General features: G+C 40.5%; 19 protein-coding genes. All 19 read right to left on the bottom strand.

Features of this window, described 5'->3' with window-relative positions; genetic code table 11:
• Nucleotides 1-273 precede the first annotated feature (273 nt).
• Nucleotides 274-636, bottom strand: a complete 363-nt coding sequence (locus E6139_RS16215) for a phage holin family protein (protein WP_316404241.1) — start codon at nucleotides 634-636, stop codon at nucleotides 274-276.
• Entirely contained in the window at nucleotides 636-971 is a 336-nt protein-coding gene (locus E6139_RS16210; protein WP_316404239.1) for a PspC domain-containing protein, read from the bottom strand. The genes E6139_RS16215 and E6139_RS16210 overlap by 1 nt, the downstream gene beginning before the upstream one ends.
• A gap of 25 nt (nucleotides 972-996) precedes the next feature.
• Nucleotides 997-2,547 (bottom strand): daptomycin-sensing surface protein LiaX, encoded by a 1,551-nt coding sequence (gene liaX, locus E6139_RS16205; RefSeq protein ID WP_316404237.1) that lies wholly within the window; start codon nucleotides 2,545-2,547, stop codon nucleotides 997-999.
• A gap of 133 nt (nucleotides 2,548-2,680) precedes the next feature.
• A complete protein-coding gene (locus tag E6139_RS16200) occupies nucleotides 2,681-3,565 on the bottom strand; it encodes an SDR family oxidoreductase (protein ID WP_316404235.1) in 885 nt (294 codons plus the stop codon).
• A gap of 4 nt (nucleotides 3,566-3,569) precedes the next feature.
• A complete protein-coding gene (locus E6139_RS16195) occupies nucleotides 3,570-3,986 on the bottom strand; it encodes a MarR family transcriptional regulator (RefSeq protein WP_316404234.1) in 417 nt (138 codons plus the stop codon).
• 123 nt (nucleotides 3,987-4,109) lie between these two features.
• Nucleotides 4,110-4,787 carry a phosphate signaling complex protein PhoU gene (phoU, locus tag E6139_RS16190; RefSeq protein ID WP_316404232.1) on the bottom strand — a complete coding sequence of 226 codons (678 nt, stop codon included), beginning with the start codon at nucleotides 4,785-4,787 and terminating at the stop codon, nucleotides 4,110-4,112.
• A gap of 27 nt (nucleotides 4,788-4,814) precedes the next feature.
• On the bottom strand, nucleotides 4,815-5,570 hold the full coding sequence (pstB, locus tag E6139_RS16185; RefSeq protein WP_316404231.1) for a phosphate ABC transporter ATP-binding protein PstB: 756 nt from the start codon (nucleotides 5,568-5,570) through the stop codon (nucleotides 4,815-4,817).
• 17 nt (nucleotides 5,571-5,587) lie between these two features.
• A complete protein-coding gene (gene pstB, locus E6139_RS16180) occupies nucleotides 5,588-6,388 on the bottom strand; it encodes a phosphate ABC transporter ATP-binding protein PstB (RefSeq protein WP_316404230.1) in 801 nt (266 codons plus the stop codon).
• Nucleotides 6,389-6,438: 50 nt separating this feature from the next.
• Nucleotides 6,439-7,326: a phosphate ABC transporter permease PstA gene (gene pstA / locus E6139_RS16175; RefSeq protein ID WP_316404229.1), complete on the bottom strand. Its 888-nt coding sequence runs from the start codon at nucleotides 7,324-7,326 to the stop codon at nucleotides 6,439-6,441.
• A complete protein-coding gene (gene pstC / locus E6139_RS16170) occupies nucleotides 7,319-8,251 on the bottom strand; it encodes a phosphate ABC transporter permease subunit PstC (protein WP_316404228.1) in 933 nt (310 codons plus the stop codon). The genes pstA and pstC overlap by 8 nt, the downstream gene beginning before the upstream one ends.
• A 285-nt stretch (nucleotides 8,252-8,536) precedes the next feature.
• Complete coding sequence (locus E6139_RS16165) at nucleotides 8,537-8,713, bottom strand: helix-hairpin-helix domain-containing protein (protein ID WP_316404227.1); 177 nt, start codon at nucleotides 8,711-8,713, stop codon at nucleotides 8,537-8,539.
• Between the two features lie 6 nt (nucleotides 8,714-8,719).
• Nucleotides 8,720-9,112, bottom strand: a complete 393-nt coding sequence (locus E6139_RS16160; RefSeq protein ID WP_316404226.1) for a VOC family protein — start codon at nucleotides 9,110-9,112, stop codon at nucleotides 8,720-8,722.
• Nucleotides 9,113-9,181: 69 nt separating this feature from the next.
• The gene (locus E6139_RS16155) at nucleotides 9,182-9,958 is read right to left on the bottom strand and encodes a helix-turn-helix domain-containing protein (protein WP_316404224.1); all 777 of its coding nucleotides are present in this window, start codon (nucleotides 9,956-9,958) and stop codon (nucleotides 9,182-9,184) included.
• A gap of 79 nt (nucleotides 9,959-10,037) precedes the next feature.
• A complete protein-coding gene (locus E6139_RS16150) occupies nucleotides 10,038-10,883 on the bottom strand; it encodes a phosphate ABC transporter substrate-binding protein PstS (RefSeq protein WP_316404222.1) in 846 nt (281 codons plus the stop codon).
• A gap of 212 nt (nucleotides 10,884-11,095) precedes the next feature.
• Entirely contained in the window at nucleotides 11,096-12,544 is a 1,449-nt protein-coding gene (cls, locus tag E6139_RS16145; RefSeq protein WP_316404220.1) for a cardiolipin synthase, read from the bottom strand.
• 60 nt (nucleotides 12,545-12,604) lie between these two features.
• A complete protein-coding gene (locus tag E6139_RS16140; protein ID WP_316404219.1) occupies nucleotides 12,605-13,042 on the bottom strand; it encodes a GNAT family N-acetyltransferase in 438 nt (145 codons plus the stop codon).
• Nucleotides 13,043-13,091: 49 nt separating this feature from the next.
• Complete coding sequence (locus tag E6139_RS16135) at nucleotides 13,092-13,412, bottom strand: multidrug efflux SMR transporter (RefSeq protein WP_316404381.1); 321 nt, start codon at nucleotides 13,410-13,412, stop codon at nucleotides 13,092-13,094.
• Nucleotides 13,413-13,770: 358 nt separating this feature from the next.
• On the bottom strand, nucleotides 13,771-14,655 hold the full coding sequence (gene ftsX, locus E6139_RS16130) for a permease-like cell division protein FtsX (protein ID WP_316404379.1): 885 nt from the start codon (nucleotides 14,653-14,655) through the stop codon (nucleotides 13,771-13,773).
• On the bottom strand, nucleotides 14,648-15,337 hold the full coding sequence (gene ftsE / locus E6139_RS16125) for a cell division ATP-binding protein FtsE (RefSeq protein ID WP_016181267.1): 690 nt from the start codon (nucleotides 15,335-15,337) through the stop codon (nucleotides 14,648-14,650). Before ftsE ends, ftsX begins: the two co-directional genes overlap by 8 nt.
• Nucleotides 15,338-15,367: the final 30 nt, after the last annotated feature.

The following is a 15,367-nucleotide window of genomic DNA, read 5'->3' as shown; positions in this document are numbered from 1 at the left end:
TCTATTTTATCATTTTATCCATGGAGTGACTAGGTTGAGACAACCATCTCAGGACAGAATAAAAAAAGCCTTTACAAATAATTCATAAAGTCCAAGGGATAGGGATCATTTAATTGGTTTTTCGAAAACTTTTCGTGACACACTTGCTTGCAAAATAAAACAGATTAGCAACTGAAGGCCAGGTCGAGAGTAAAGTATTTATTTTTTCCAAACCTGTGAAAAATGTTTTGTTTTCATCGCAATTAATGAAACACGCAAAACGGATAGGTAAATTTACCTATCCGTGTACTTGTCGATATTATGATCTGAAACGATCGCATTGACAATCGCCATGACGACTGCCACCATGATTGAGATGGCAAAGCTTGAAAAGCCAAAACGATAATTTCCTATTAGGTTGGAAGTCAATTGCAACATACCAGCGCTGATCACAAAACTGAATAACCCTAAAGTCAAAATATTCAACGGTAATGAAAGCAATACTAAGATTGGTTTCACTAAGGTATTCAAGATTGATAGGATAAAGCTTGCGAATATAGCCATCGTCAGACTTTCCACATATACCTGGTTAGGAAAGAGCACTGATAGTGAAATAAAAATCAGTGCATTAGCTATTAAGCGCTGTAAGTAAGTCATTAAAAGTCGCTCCAGTCATCTTCGTCGATTTTGTCCGCTTTTTTGCGTTTAGGGGACGTTTTTCTCTCATAGTTGTCATAGTCGCTGCTACCGTAGTCATTGTTTCCGTAATATGGATTGTTGTGTCCATAAGAATCCCGGCCTCCTCTTGGGCCCGCTGGAATCACTAATGCTAACAAGACATATAGTACAATCGGTGAGCCGATCAAGACGAAACTCAAGAAAACATAAATCACACGTACGATCGTCGCATCGATCCCGAAGTATTCGGCAATCCCGGCTAAGGTACCTGTCAGCACCACATTTGTTCGTGACTTCTGTAATCTCTTTTGCATATGAATCTTCCTTCCTTATTATTTCCTAATTGTCAAAATCTTTCAAGAAAATACTACCTGTGGTCGTTGAGACCTCAATTTTCGCCATATCCTCGGCTACCCGACGGAATTGCAATAAGCGGTTCGTTTTTTCTTTTTTCTCTCTGATCACTTCATAATTTGATAGACGATCATTGATACTACCCAAGCTGGTTTTCGCCAATCCTTCCAAGCCAATCGTTTTTCCTACAGAAACTTTGACATTTCCGTTAACTGAGCTTGCTTTGATTTTTTGTAAGCTGGCATGTCCAGCCGTTAACTTCACATCACCATTAACTAATGAGATGCCGTAATTTTGAATAGCTGCTTTAGTCGTGATGTTTCCATTAACTGTTTCGATGATTGAGTCTAAGATCGCGCCTTCATTGATAGTGATATTGCCATTAACACCTTGAATCTCAAGCATTGTTGCATCGATATGTTTGAAGTTGATATTGCCGTTGGTTGATTTCGCATATACATCCTTGGCATCCATCTCTTCAACAGTCAAATCACCATTCAGTAATTTAACAGCTACATGATCGTAAGTCCGTTTTGGCAAGTAGAAAATTAATTCTGCTTGAACACGTTTATTCGGAATTTGGAATGAGATATGTTCATCATTCACTTCGATCTGGCTGCGTTCCATCAATGATTGTAGTGGTGTTGCTTCATTCATTTTACCATAAAGTTTGATTTTCGCATCTACTTTGATAGCCGCGTCATCCCAAGCTTTTAAGGTTACTTTACCATTCGCTAGCTTGATATCGATCAACGTTGGTTCAACATCTGTATATAGGAATTGATGTTCAAACTTGGACGTTACTAGACCAGGAACTTTGACATTGAAGTCTTTCCAATCAACATTTTCTTCGACTGTGTCAGAAACAGTTTTCCAAGTTTTCTTCATCAAGCGCCCTAATTGAACGCCGGCTTCTCCCAATTTTTCACCAACTTGCGAGAAAGTTTCACTCGCTTGGTCCTTCAAATCATCAGGAATATCAAAGCGTGTGCCTTTACGTGCTTTACGAGACTCATCTTGGTTGTCCTGCACGTTCTTTAATTCCTCTTCTTGCTCTTCGACCTGTTCATCTAAGTCAGCGATTTGTTCTTTCAACTCATCGATTGCTTCTTCAACTGCTTCACGGATGTCATCATCTTCATCTGATAATGTATCCAATTCTTCCTTCGTGTCTAACTCCATCAAGACTTCTTGTTTTTCATGAAGTGCAGCCTTTAGTTCTTTTTTCTTTTGATTGATTTCATCGATATGAGCAGAAATCTGGTTGGCTTCTGTTGCTAAGTCATCAAAGTATGCTTCAAGATCTTCCAAGTCCTGTTCTTCAGATCCTTTAGCATCTTCTGTGTCTTTTCCTGTTTCCCACTCATCAACTAAATTCGTTGCTTGGTCGCGGTGATAAGAATCCACTTTGTCGGCAGCCTGTTTGATCTGCGCTTCATCCTTCGCCTTGGCCATGCTTTCTAATAAATCTAAACCTTCTTCAGTTGATAAAATACCTTTTTTAACTAATTCCAAAATTCGTTGTCTTTCATTCATAGAAATTGCCTCCTTCAAAAAGCAAATACATTACTTTTGTTTACATTCATATTATGCATGGTTTTTGTGAGTTTGTCATAGGACTAAAGACCCATCTTTTTATCCGACTTCTTGAAGAGCGTGTTTCTCCCTATTATAATGTAGAATCTTTGTGCTCATTCAGGAAAACTTTTTTATGATCTTCCACAAATTTTGCGAATGAAATCGGTTCTCGTGAAAGAAGCTCTTGGACTGTATAAGTAACTTTTTTCGCATTGCCTAACTGAGTAATCAGATAAAGCATGACCATCACATTCACATAGTCCTTTTTCATGCCCCGTCGCAGCATCGTTTTACGAAATTTAAACAGACTAGGTTTACTGTAAGTTATCGGTGTCTGTAATTCCTCAGTCATAATTTGACTTGCTTCACCGTAAGTCAATGCTTGGGCACCAGTGATCTCTAATTCTTGATTTAAATACTGCCTATTCAGTAAACACTCCGCTCCCACTGCACCAATATCTCGCGTATCAATAAAACTAGTTTTTGAATTTCCGGCAGGAACAAAGAGATCATGATTTTTTTGGATATCCTCTAAATGAGTCGTACTCAAATTCTGCATGAAAAAACTTGGTCGGATAAAGGTATGGAGAATTCCTAGTTCAAGAATTTTTTTCTCGATTTTATGATGAGGCGTCATCGGATTCTTCTCCACACCAATCAAAGATACAAAAACGATTTGCTTTACCTTTTCAGCTTTGGCTGTCTCTAAAAAAGGATACATGTCCTCTTGGGGATTCGCTAACTGCGGAGGACGAACGAAAAAAATCCGATCCACACTAGCAAGTGCTGCTGCGAATGTCGAAGCATCCGTAAAATCAAAAGCTTTGACCTGTACATTTGAAAATGGTCTGAAGTTCTCTTGGACTTTATTAGGATTTCGTACACCAGCGATAATTTCTACTTCTTTCATACTTAAATTTTCTATCAATGGCCAGCCGATATTTCCTGTAGCTCCAATAACCAATATTTTTTCCATGTCCTCACTCCTGATTCAGTTTTTGCAGCAAAGTATTTAACGATTCTTGTTCCTCTGCCGACAATGGCAGTATAAAATTTTTAAGCACCTTATCACTTGTGTTCTTTGCGAATTCATAAGCTTCTTTTCCCGTTTTTGTTAAATACAAATCGTATGATCGATTGTCATGATGACTTTTTCTTCTATTAATAAGGTTTTTTTGCTCCAATCGTTTAATGATGGCCGAAATTGTCGGCTTATCCATTTCCAAAAATTTCGTTAATTGAATAGCGGTAATCGACTGATTGGTGTCTTCGAATCGTTTCAGTTGTTGAATAACTGCCCATTGAGGCGCAGTCAAATTTTTTTCACGTAAGGCTTTATTTAACTCATAGGTTAGTTTTTTGGAACTGTTCATGATTAGATAACCTGTATTTTCCATAAATAATCCTCCAATGCAATATAGTTAGTTTACTAACTATATTGTTAAAAGTAAAGAAGGAATATCCCAGCAGACAAAAAAACCAGATAGAATCATTTTCTATCTGGCCCATCTAATCTCTTATTAAAATGTTTCATTTCGATTGCTATTAAGTTCCGTGATTTTCCCAGTCGCCAAGTAAACGATCCATTCACAGATGTTTGTGACATAATCCCCTACGCGTTCTAAGTAACCCGCAACATGCAGATAATCGGTTCCGCTGATAATCGTATCGGATTCCTTCTCCATCGTGTTGGTAGTCATATCATAGATTTTTTGGAAATAATCATTCACGCGTTCATCCATCTTCGCGATCATTCGAGCATCTTTTTCATCGGTCTTTACGTAAGCGATCAAGACATTGTCCACCATCTTTTTCACGTAGTTGGACATTTCATTGATTTCTTTTTCGACCTCTAAGATTCGAGGAAGTCCTTTTAAGCGAATCGTTGATTTTGCGACTGAAACAGCGTGGTCGCCCATGCGCTCCAAGTCAGAGCTAGCCTTCATGATCGTAATGATCGTCCGCAAATCCGTTGTGACTGGCTGCTGTAAAGCAATCATTTCAAAGCTTTTTTTCTCTAAACGGACTTCCATGTCATTGATCTCGATGTCGTGATCAATCACCTCTTGTGCTAGTTTTTTATCATGGTCAATATATGAACGGACCGATTTATGCACAGCGCTGGAAACCATCATACCCATTTCATAAAACTGATTGTGAAGATTCAGCAAATCTTCTTCAAATTGTGTACGTAACATCGTTGCCCTCCTTAAATGAATTAATTTCTACCCAAATTTTCCTGAGATATAATCTTCGGTTTCTTGTTTTGCTGGATCTAAGAATATTTTCTTCGTCTTGTCGAACTCAATCAGCTCGCCTTGTAAAAAGAAAGCCGTACGATCTGATATTCGTGAAGCCTGCGACATATTATGCGTCACGATAATAATCGTATAATTTTCTTTTAGCTCCAGCAGCATGTTTTCGATCTTCCCTGTTGATACAGGATCTAGAGCACTAGTCGGTTCATCCATTAGGATAACTTCAGGATTCACGGCTAAAACACGTGCGATACATACCCGCTGTTGCTGCCCACCAGATAAAGACAACGCACTTTCATGCAGCTTATCTTTGACATCGTTCCAGACCGAAGCTGCCTTCAAGCTCTGCTCCACCACTTGATCCAGTTTGTTTTTATCCTTCTCACCTTTTAATTTTAACCCATAGATGACGTTCTCGTAAATCGAAAATGGAAAAGGATTCGGTTGTTGAAAAACCATCCCGATTTCTTTGCGCAACTTAACTGTATCCGTCTTAGGGCTATAGATATCTTTGTCCTTATACATGACGCTGCCAGTGATTGTCACACCGGGGATCAAATCATTCATCCGATTCAAGGAACGTAAATAAGTCGATTTTCCACAACCAGAAGGTCCGATCATCGCGGTGATTTCACCTTTTTCAATTTCCATATCAATGCCTTTTAAGGCTTCTTTTTTACCATAATACAAATGAAGGTCTTTGGAAGTAATAATCTTCGACATTCAATTTCCCCCGTCTCTTAACCAAAATGTCCAGACACATAATCTTCGGTCGCCTGGATTTTCGGCCGTGTGAAGATTTTAGCTGTTTCATCATACTCAATAACATGGCCTAAATAGAAGAAGGCCGTGTAGTCACTGATCCGCGCAGCTTGCTGCATGTTATGAGTCACGATGATGATTGTGTAGTTTTCTTTTAATTGAACCAACGTCTCTTCTACTTTACCAGTCGAGATTGGATCCAACGCACTGGCAGGTTCATCCAATAATAAAATATCCGGTTTCATAGCGATTGCTCGCGCGATACAAAGACGTTGTTGCTGTCCGCCAGAAAGAGCTAAGGCGCTTTTATCCAGATTATCTTTGACTTGATCCCATAGAGCCGCTTGCTTCAAGCTGGTTTCAACAGTTTCCTCTAGTTGATGCTTATCACGCATTCCATGCTGCTTCAGGGCAAAGGTAATATTATCGCGAATTGATTTACTGAAGGGATTTGGTCGTTGAAATACCATCCCGATTCGTTTCCGCATTTCATAAACATCGATGTTTGCTGCATTAACATCAACATCTTTATACACGATCTTTCCTGTCACACGAGCACTAGCGATACCGTCATTCATCCGATTCAACGAACGCAGATATGTCGACTTGCCGCAGCCTGAAGGCCCGATTAAAGCCGTGATTTTATTTTTTTCAAATTCCAGGTCAACACCTTTGATTGCTTCGTTGTCGCCGTAATAAACGTGCAAATCTTCCGTATGCAACGCAATTTCGCCTGGCATTTTTATCAGGTTTCGTTCATCCCAATTGTATTCTTTCATTAAAGTTCTCCTATATTCGTTCTCAGTTTCAATGTCTTAGCCTCAACGGGTTATGTTGAAGTCATTCTTTTATGCAGTCGTTTACCGATTGCCCGAGCTCCGAAGTTAAACAACAGAACCGCTAAAATCAAAACTGCTGAAGCGCCTGCTGAGACAGAAGTTCCATCCGGCATCGTGCCTTCTGTATTGATTTTCCAGATATGCACAGCCAATGTTTCAGCTTGGCGGAAAATACTCAATGGACTTGAAACACTTAGTGGATTTAAATTGGTAAAATCCAAAGCTGGAGCACTTTGTCCTGCCGTATAGATCAACGCTGCCGCCTCACCAAAAATCCGACCAGAGCTTAAAATGACCCCAGTCAAAATCCCCGGCAATGCATCTGGTACAACGATTTTTGTGACCGTCTCCCACCGTGATAACCCTAAAGCTAACCCAGCTTCGCGCTGAGTATAATGAATCGCTCTTAACGATTCCTCAATATTTCTTGTTAGTAATGGTAAATTGAACAAGGTCAGTGCTAAAGCTCCTGAAAGAATCGAGAAGCCGTAACCAAACTGAATAACAAAGATTAAGAAGCCAAACAAACCGACAACAACTGAAGGTAAAGAACTCAAAATTTCGATCGATGTACGAATGACATTCGTCACCCAATTTTTCTTTGCATACTCAGATAAATAAATCCCAGCTCCTAATGAAATAGGTAAGCTGATGATCATCGTGATCAACAGTAAGTAGATTGAGTTGAATAATTGGATCCCGATCCCGCCGCCTTTTTGGTAGGCTTTTGAAGGCGAGGTCAAGAATTCCCATGATACGTGGGGCAAGCCGCGAATCAAAATATATAATAATAGAAAGGCAAGGATCGCAACGATCAAGCCAGAGACAGCGTATAGGACTCCAGTCGCGATTTTATCTGCGCGTTTTGCTTTATCCATTCGTTATCTCCCCTTTCTTTCCGATGTAACGAATCAAAATGTTAAATACTAAAGACATGAACAACAGAATCAATGCTAATGACCACAAGACATTGTTTTCCACTGTGCCCATAATCGTGTTCCCGATCCCCATCGTCAAGATTGAAGTCAACGTTGACGCAGGCGTGGTCAAACTAGTCGGCATCAATGCCGCATTCCCGATTACCATTTGGATCGCTAAGGCTTCACCAAAAGCACGAGCCATACCAAAGACAACTGCTGTTAAAATTCCTGGAACTGCCGCGCGTAAAACAACTTTATAAATCGTTTGCCAGCGGGTTCCGCCCAAAGCTAATGACGCTTCACGATAATGCCGCGGTACTGATTTTAAGGTATCTACTGTCATTGTTGTAACTGTTGGTAAGATCATAACGAACAAAACGAAAGTTCCTGACAAGATTCCGAACCCTGTTCCGCCGAAGATCGAACGAATGAAGGGAACGATTACCGTCAAACCGATAAACCCATATACAACCGAAGGAATTCCAACCAGCAATTCAATAACCGGTTGTAAGAATTTCTGTCCTTTGGTTGGAGAAATTTCTGTCATGAAGACTGCCGCCCCAATAGCGAATGGTGTTGCTACAATCGCAGACAAAAATGTGACCATAAATGAACCTAAAATCATCGGCAATGCACCAACTAACGGCTTGCCATCCGGCCCGGTCGCACTAGGATTCCAAACTGTTCCAAATAAAAAGTCGAACACATTAATCTTATCTACAAAAAAGGTCGACAACCCTTTGCTTGCTACAAAATAGAAAATCGCTCCAACGACAAATACGATCAACGCTATACATACAAAACTTACAAATCGTCCTCGCTGTTCAATCCTCGCACGCTTTGATTTCGTCGTGAGCGCTTTTTTTACATCTTCATTATCCAAGGCCTACTCCTCCTGATTCCTACAAACTAATCCACTTGGTTTTTTACAAACCAACAAAGCCATTTTACCTGTTGAAAATCAATTTCCTTTTAACCTCCTGTAACGCTTCCATGACATTTGTAAAGAAAGTGTAAACCAGATTAGAGACCCACTGCAACTGAACTGCTTGAAAATACAAAAGTCCCCGTTCAATCCTATGCCAATTAATGACCAAGGTCGAACGGGGACTTAAACTATTTATCTTGCCACTCCCACCAATTTTGTTTATCTGGCGGAAGCTCACCATCATGATCCGCATAATGCACAGCGATCAACTTTTTGCCCTTGCGTTACACAATCCTTCAAATAGATTTCTTCAGGATCCTGCTGCTTCAAAGAAGCTACATCGGGATAGCCCGCATTAATCAAATGCTGCGCCATATTTTTTCCGATACCGGGAATCACCTGCAAATCATTTTTCATCACTAATCATCCTTCCTTATATTCAGTGAAGGTCAATACATAGCCATCTGGGTCTGTAATAGCGAATTCTTGCGCACCATAAAATGTGGTATGTGGTTCAGTATAAATCGGATAACTACTTTTAACATCTGCATAAAATTTTTCAAAATTCTCCACCTTAATATACAACGTAATTGACGGCTGAATCTTTTCGGCAGCCAAGATCGGATACTCTTCACTTAAATTGCTTTTTTCCTGCAGCATCAATGTCATAGCCTCTTTCCCAAGAATCGCAAATTGTAACGTTTGGTCTTTTGCTGGAACGGAAGCCACCACTTCTAACCCAAGAATTTCTTGATAAAACTTCACTGATGCGTCCACGCTTGCCACCATTAAATTCGTTGTGATACTTTTATACATTTTAACCAGCTCCTTTAATTTATAGTCTTATTCTAGCAAGACCTGACAGCTAGTTATTGTAAAAATGCGTCAATTTTTATAGCGAGCCAGCAACTCCAGCGGCGTAATTCCCAGATGATGTTTAAAATCCTTATTGAAATGCGGTTGATCGTAGTAATTTGTAACTGCTAAAATATCAGCTGGTCGCGCTTGTTCTGAAGTTAAGATCTGCAAGCATTTTTGAAAGCGCAGAATACTCAGTACCATTTTGGGTGTCAAACCAAAATTTTTCGCAAAGATTCGCTGACATTGTCTCGGACTGAAGTAGAGCTGCTCGTATAATTCTTTTGTTGTTTGCGGAATTTTCTCCGACAATCGCGGAAAGAGTCGAGTGAAATCGTTGGGCTGCTTCCCTTCAAATTTTCCAACCACATAGTTTTGAAAAATTTCTTGCCCTGCTTCAAATGTTCCCGCAAATAAATTTTCTTGGTCCAAGTCGTTAAAGACATCTGAAAGTAAGATGAACTGATCCATGGCTGCTCCTGCCGGTAAACCTGTCAACTGATGGAAAGCCCCCGGCATCATTCGAGCTCCGAAAAAATGTGCCGGGGTTTGGATTTCATAATCAAAATCAGTCTGCTGATTTCCGGTAAAAAAGATCATTCTTTGATCGAAATCCACAATCAGATCAATGCAGCCATCCGCAATGATCACATTCTTAACACATGCCTGTTCTTGCGTTTTCGACTGTATCGACCAAAAACACAAGACAAACTCACTGCAGTCAGAAATTATTTTTTCGCGATAGCTCATCACTCGCGTAAAATCATCATTCAAAAGAAAAGGCAATTGAATCGGATAGTACATCGAATTAATCCTCCTATTGCTATATTAGCTAATTATATAAAAAGGGACATGGAAATTCATCCATGTCCACAAAAAATTATTATATTACATTTCCCTGCCAATCACGTTCGACCTTCATATCAGAAATAGGAATATACCCAAGTTGAGGCACAACTTTTCCTTGAACTTCTTTTGAAAGCATATAATCGAGAAAATCCTTCACCAATTCAGTTGGCTGCCCCTTCGTATACATATGCTCATAGGCCCAAATTTTCCAGCGATTGGTAGTCACATTCTCATCTGTTGGCTCAATATTATCGATATTCAGTGTTTGTACTTCTTTCGTTACATAAGAGAAGGCCGTATAACTAATTGCTCCGGGTGTATCGGCGACGATCTGACGCACCATTCCGCTTGAATCCTGCTCTTGCGCGCGAACCGCTGTCTTACCGTCCAAGACCCACTGCTCAAAGGTCGAGCGTGTGCCGCTACCGCTGGCTCGGTTCAAAATGACGATATCTTGATCCTTACCTCCCAAATCTTTCCAATTTTTGATCTCACCAAGAAAAATCTTCCGCAGATTCTCCAATGAAATATTCGTTACCCCAACGCCCTTATTAACGATCGGAGTGATGCCGACAACTGCAACCTTGTGATCGACTAACTTCTTCGCGTCGATCCCATTTTTTTCTTCTGCAAACAAATCTGAATTACCGATCTCAACTGCTCCCGATTGTACCTGACTCAAGCCAGTCCCGCTTCCGCCACCCTGGACATTGATAAATCTGCCAGGATTCTTACTTTGATATTCTTCTGCAACAGTTTCAACAAGCGGCTGCAGAGCAGATGATCCGACTGCTGTAATTGACTCGCCACGGTCGATCCATTTTGAACAACCGGACAAAAGTAAAAGCGTCCCTAATAGAGGAATTAACCATTTCTTCATGAAAAAGCTCCTTATTTCAATTAATTGAGCCAACTCTAGTAAAATGAAAAAATTGTATCAACTTTTCTGACTGTCGTTGCCTATGATCCCACTAACGTCTTAAAAATGAAATTGGGACTCGCAACTGACATCTTATTCATTTTCTAAATGTTTGACTTACTAAACAAGCTAGTTCATTTTATACTATCAAACCATGAAAGCGCAAATGATTTTTACAGGAGAGGAGAAATCAAACGTGCAATTCCTTCTTTGAACTTAATAACAATCCCGCGCTGATCGTATTTTTCTTGAGTCAAAAGTTCTGATTTCATGGAGTCTTTATAAAATTCTTCACGCAACTCCTCGGCAAACGCCGCGTCGTAAACGATCGTATTCACTTCAAAGTCCAGTTTGAAGGAACGAACATCGATATTGGCTGATCCCACTGAAGCGATTCCAGCGTCAATCACCATCGTTTTTGCGTGAATAAAACCATTCTCGTAGGTCTCGATGATTGCTCCATATTCCAGCAGCTCAGCTGAAAAAGAATAGGTCGCCCAATAAACCAGCATATGATCGGGTTTATTCGGAATTTGAATACGAACCTTGACTCCTGATAATAATGCCAGTTTCAACGCTTCATGGATCGGTGCGTCTGGGATGTAGTAAGGCGTTTGAATCAGAATTTCTTTCTTGGCTAAATTGATCATTTTCAGGTAGGTCAATTTAATTTGCTCGTGCTCACTATCAGGTCCGCTGCTGACCATTTGCAAGGCCAGCTTCCCTTCTGATTCGATCTCAGGGAAATAATCCGGTTGATAAACCAGTTCATGTTTTTGCTGGGAATTCCAATCCATCAAAAAACGGTTCTGCAACGTGTAAACAGCATGACCGTGAATACGCAAATGATTATCTCGCCAATAGCCGAACTTTTCGACTAATCCTAGGTATTCATCCCCAACATTGAAGCCGCCAGTATAGCCGATCTCCCCATCGATCACCACGATTTTCCGATGATTGCGATAATTCATACGCGGATTCAAATACGGTAAAAATAGTGGGAAGAAGAAATCCACTTCTCCCCCTGCTTCGATCAGTGGGGCGAGAAAACGCCGATTGACCTGGGTAGAACCCCACGCGTCTAAAAGCAGTCGAACTTTTACTCCACGAGAGGCTGCGGCTACTAATGCTTCCCTTACTTCAAGCCCCAGATCATCTGCACGATAAATATAGTACTCCATATGGATGTGGTATTTTGCCTGTTTGATATCCTCAAGCAGCGCGTCGAACTTTTCGCGTCCATCAGTGTATAGAATAACCTCATTATTGGTCGTATATAAAGAACTCTCAAACATCGTCAGCATATAGATCAGCTGCCTCGGATCGACTTGATTCGTTGTTGGCTTGGGAAAAAGGCCTCGTGCCAATGCTCGCTGCTGCTGCTGGACCTCCACGTTCATCCCGATTTTGGTCTGCATCTTCAAATCAAAGATCCGTTCCTTCGAAATTCCCTTTCCAAAAAAGACATATAAAATAAAGCCGAGAACTGGAATGAAGGTCAAGACTAACAACCAAGCCCATGTATTGACCGTATCCTTCCGTTCTCGAAAAACAATAATAAATGATAAAATCGTATTAATAATCAGGAACACTAATCCCAAGTGCTCTGTCACAAAAGACATGTTTCCACACTCCTTCTACTAAAGAATAGCCGAGAAGAAGCTGATTGTAAACCACGTGCTTTAGCGTTTTTTTTCATTTTGCAACAACATGTCAATGTGAGGGATTTCATCCTCTAAATAAACATCGGAAGTTTTTTCAAAGCCAAATGAACCATAGAAATCAGCTAGGTGCGCTTGCGCTGAAATAATAACTGGACGATTGGGATAGCGGACTTCAATCTCGCCTAATGTCTTCCTTACAATCTCTCGACCTAACTGCTGTCCTCGGTACTCTTTCACCACTAAAACTCGACCAAAATGAACCCCGTCCTCTTCATCCAAAATACGCGCATAAGCTTGCAATGTTCCATTTTCCGCTATGCAAACGTGAACCGCCTGACGATCTGCCTCATCGACTTCTTGATAAGGACATTTTTGCTCCACAACAAAAACTGCTGTGCGAGCCTGTAAAATAGTTACTAATTCTTGTGGTGTTAATTCATCCGTTGATTTGATCATAGATTCCCTCCAGGATTTTATATTAAAAATAGTTTAACTTACTTTCTGCTTAATGTCCGCTAGTAACCTTGATTCCGATAATTCCTGCGACCAAAAGTATGACAAAAAAACTGGTCAATAACGATAGATGATCTTTAAAGAAAATGACTCCGATCAAAATTGAGCCTACCGCTCCGATGCCTGTCCAAATCGGATACGCCAAACTCATTGGTAACGAATGAAGTGATTTTGCCAAAAAATAGAAACTTGCGATCATTCCAATCACCGTTAATAGTGAATAATTGATTTTACTGAAGCCTTCACTCAGCTTCATCATCGTCGCCCAAAACATTTCAAACACTCCTGCTACGACTAAAGATACCCATGCCATCATAAAAATTCCTCCTAAACACACCGCTAATTCATTTCAAGGTATTCATTTTTCCAAAAACACGAAAAATGAGTTCGATTTTCATTACGCATATCATTATGCTAATCGCCTGCCTATTAACTGGTTAAAAATTGATCCCTTCGACACAAACCAAATAGACTGCAAAAAGCATAACTGACAAAATAAGGGAGTCCAATTTCTTCAATGACCTAACGAAATTGGCTCCCTTGCTCGGTAGCGTTATATAATTGATTTCTATCTTAGAACCTTTCCAAGAAAAAATCAAGGAAGAGCTTTTTCTGATTTTATTAAGGAACAAAAAAACTTCTCCGAATTTGTTTCGAAGAAGTTTTGTTTATTAAATTTTTAAGAAGCGACGCATTGAAATGACCGATCCTAATGAACCAATCAAGTAACCGCCAACGGCCATCGTGATATCCAAAATCCAAACGATTTGGTTCGGACGCAGCAGTTCTAGATTTGACTGTAAAAGATACGGTGCAGCCAATCCGTACACTTGCGAGTAGCCATAGGTCAAGACTAGAATCGGCACGATTGAACCAATCAAACCGATCCAACCACCCTCAAGGAAGAATGGCCAACGGACATATCCATTCTTGGCACCAACTAAGCGCATGATTTGAATCTCGGTTTTCCGTGAAATGATCGTGATCCGAATAGTATTCGAAATCAAGAAGATTGCCACAAAGACTAATAGAGCAGCTGCTGCTAAGCCCCAAGTCCGTACGACCTTCGACATTTGAATGATTCGGTCAGCAGAATTTCCGCCATAATTGGCACGGAAAACATTTGGTAATTGACTTGCTTCTCGGGTTACTGGACGAATATATTGTGCGTCTGTTGCTTTTACAACATATACATCATAAAGCGGGTTGCTGTCGCCTTCAAATAGGTCCCAGGCATCTCCCATTTGTTTTTGTAATTTTTTCAACTGCTCTTCTTTACTAGAAAAGGTCACCTTATCTACATGGCTGATATCTTCCAGATCTGTCTTCAACTCTTTTAAATCCTTTTCCTTCGTACCGATATCAACAAAGACGGTTACCTCGACATTGCCTTCAACATCCTGAGCTAGTTTCGTCGCATTCATGATCACTGCCATGAAAATTCCTGCCATCGTCAAGGTGATCGTTACCGCGCTGACTGAAGCTAACGTCATCCAGCCGTTACGTTTGACACTCTTGATACTTTCCAACAAGTGCCGGAAGAAATTTCTAATCATCAAACTCGTATTCTCCTTCCGCTTCATCCCGAACGATCAAGCCATTTTCAATCGCGATCAAGCGATGACGCATTGTATCTACGATCGTTTTGTTATGAGTCGCCATGACGATCGTTGTTCCTTGATTATTGATTCGTTCTAATAGATGCATGATTTCCCAAGAAGTATCTGGGTCCAAATTTCCTGTCGGTTCATCGGCGATCAACACTTTCGGGGTATTCACGATCGCGCGTGCAATTGATACCCGTTGTTGCTCCCCACCAGATAGTTCACTTGGGAACACGCGGACTTTATGCTTCAACCCAACAAGGTCCAGCACTTCCATAACACGTTTTTTGATGTCCCGCGGTTTACGTCCAATAACCTGCATTGCATAGGCAACATTTTCATAAACGGTCTTGCGGGGCAGTAGCTTGAAGTCCTGGAAAACGACGCCGACATCACGACGCAAATAAGGAACTTCTTTATTTTTAATTTTTAATAAATCGTGACGGGCAACATCTAATACTTTTCCAGAGGTTGCTTTTTCTTCACGATACATCAACTTGATAAAGGTAGATTTTCCACTACCAGAGGGGCCAACGACATAGACGAACTCACCTTGATCGATACGGACCGAAATCCCACGTACAGCAGTTGTCTTGTTAGGATATTTTTTTGTTACATCCTGCATTTCAATCATGCTTTATCTCTCCAAATCCTCTTAAATTCT

The sequence above is a fragment of the Enterococcus sp. genome (assembly GCF_032555305.1).
GTDB lineage: Bacteria > Bacillota > Bacilli > Lactobacillales > Enterococcaceae > Enterococcus_A.
This window is presented reverse-complemented; position numbering and strand designations above follow the sequence as displayed.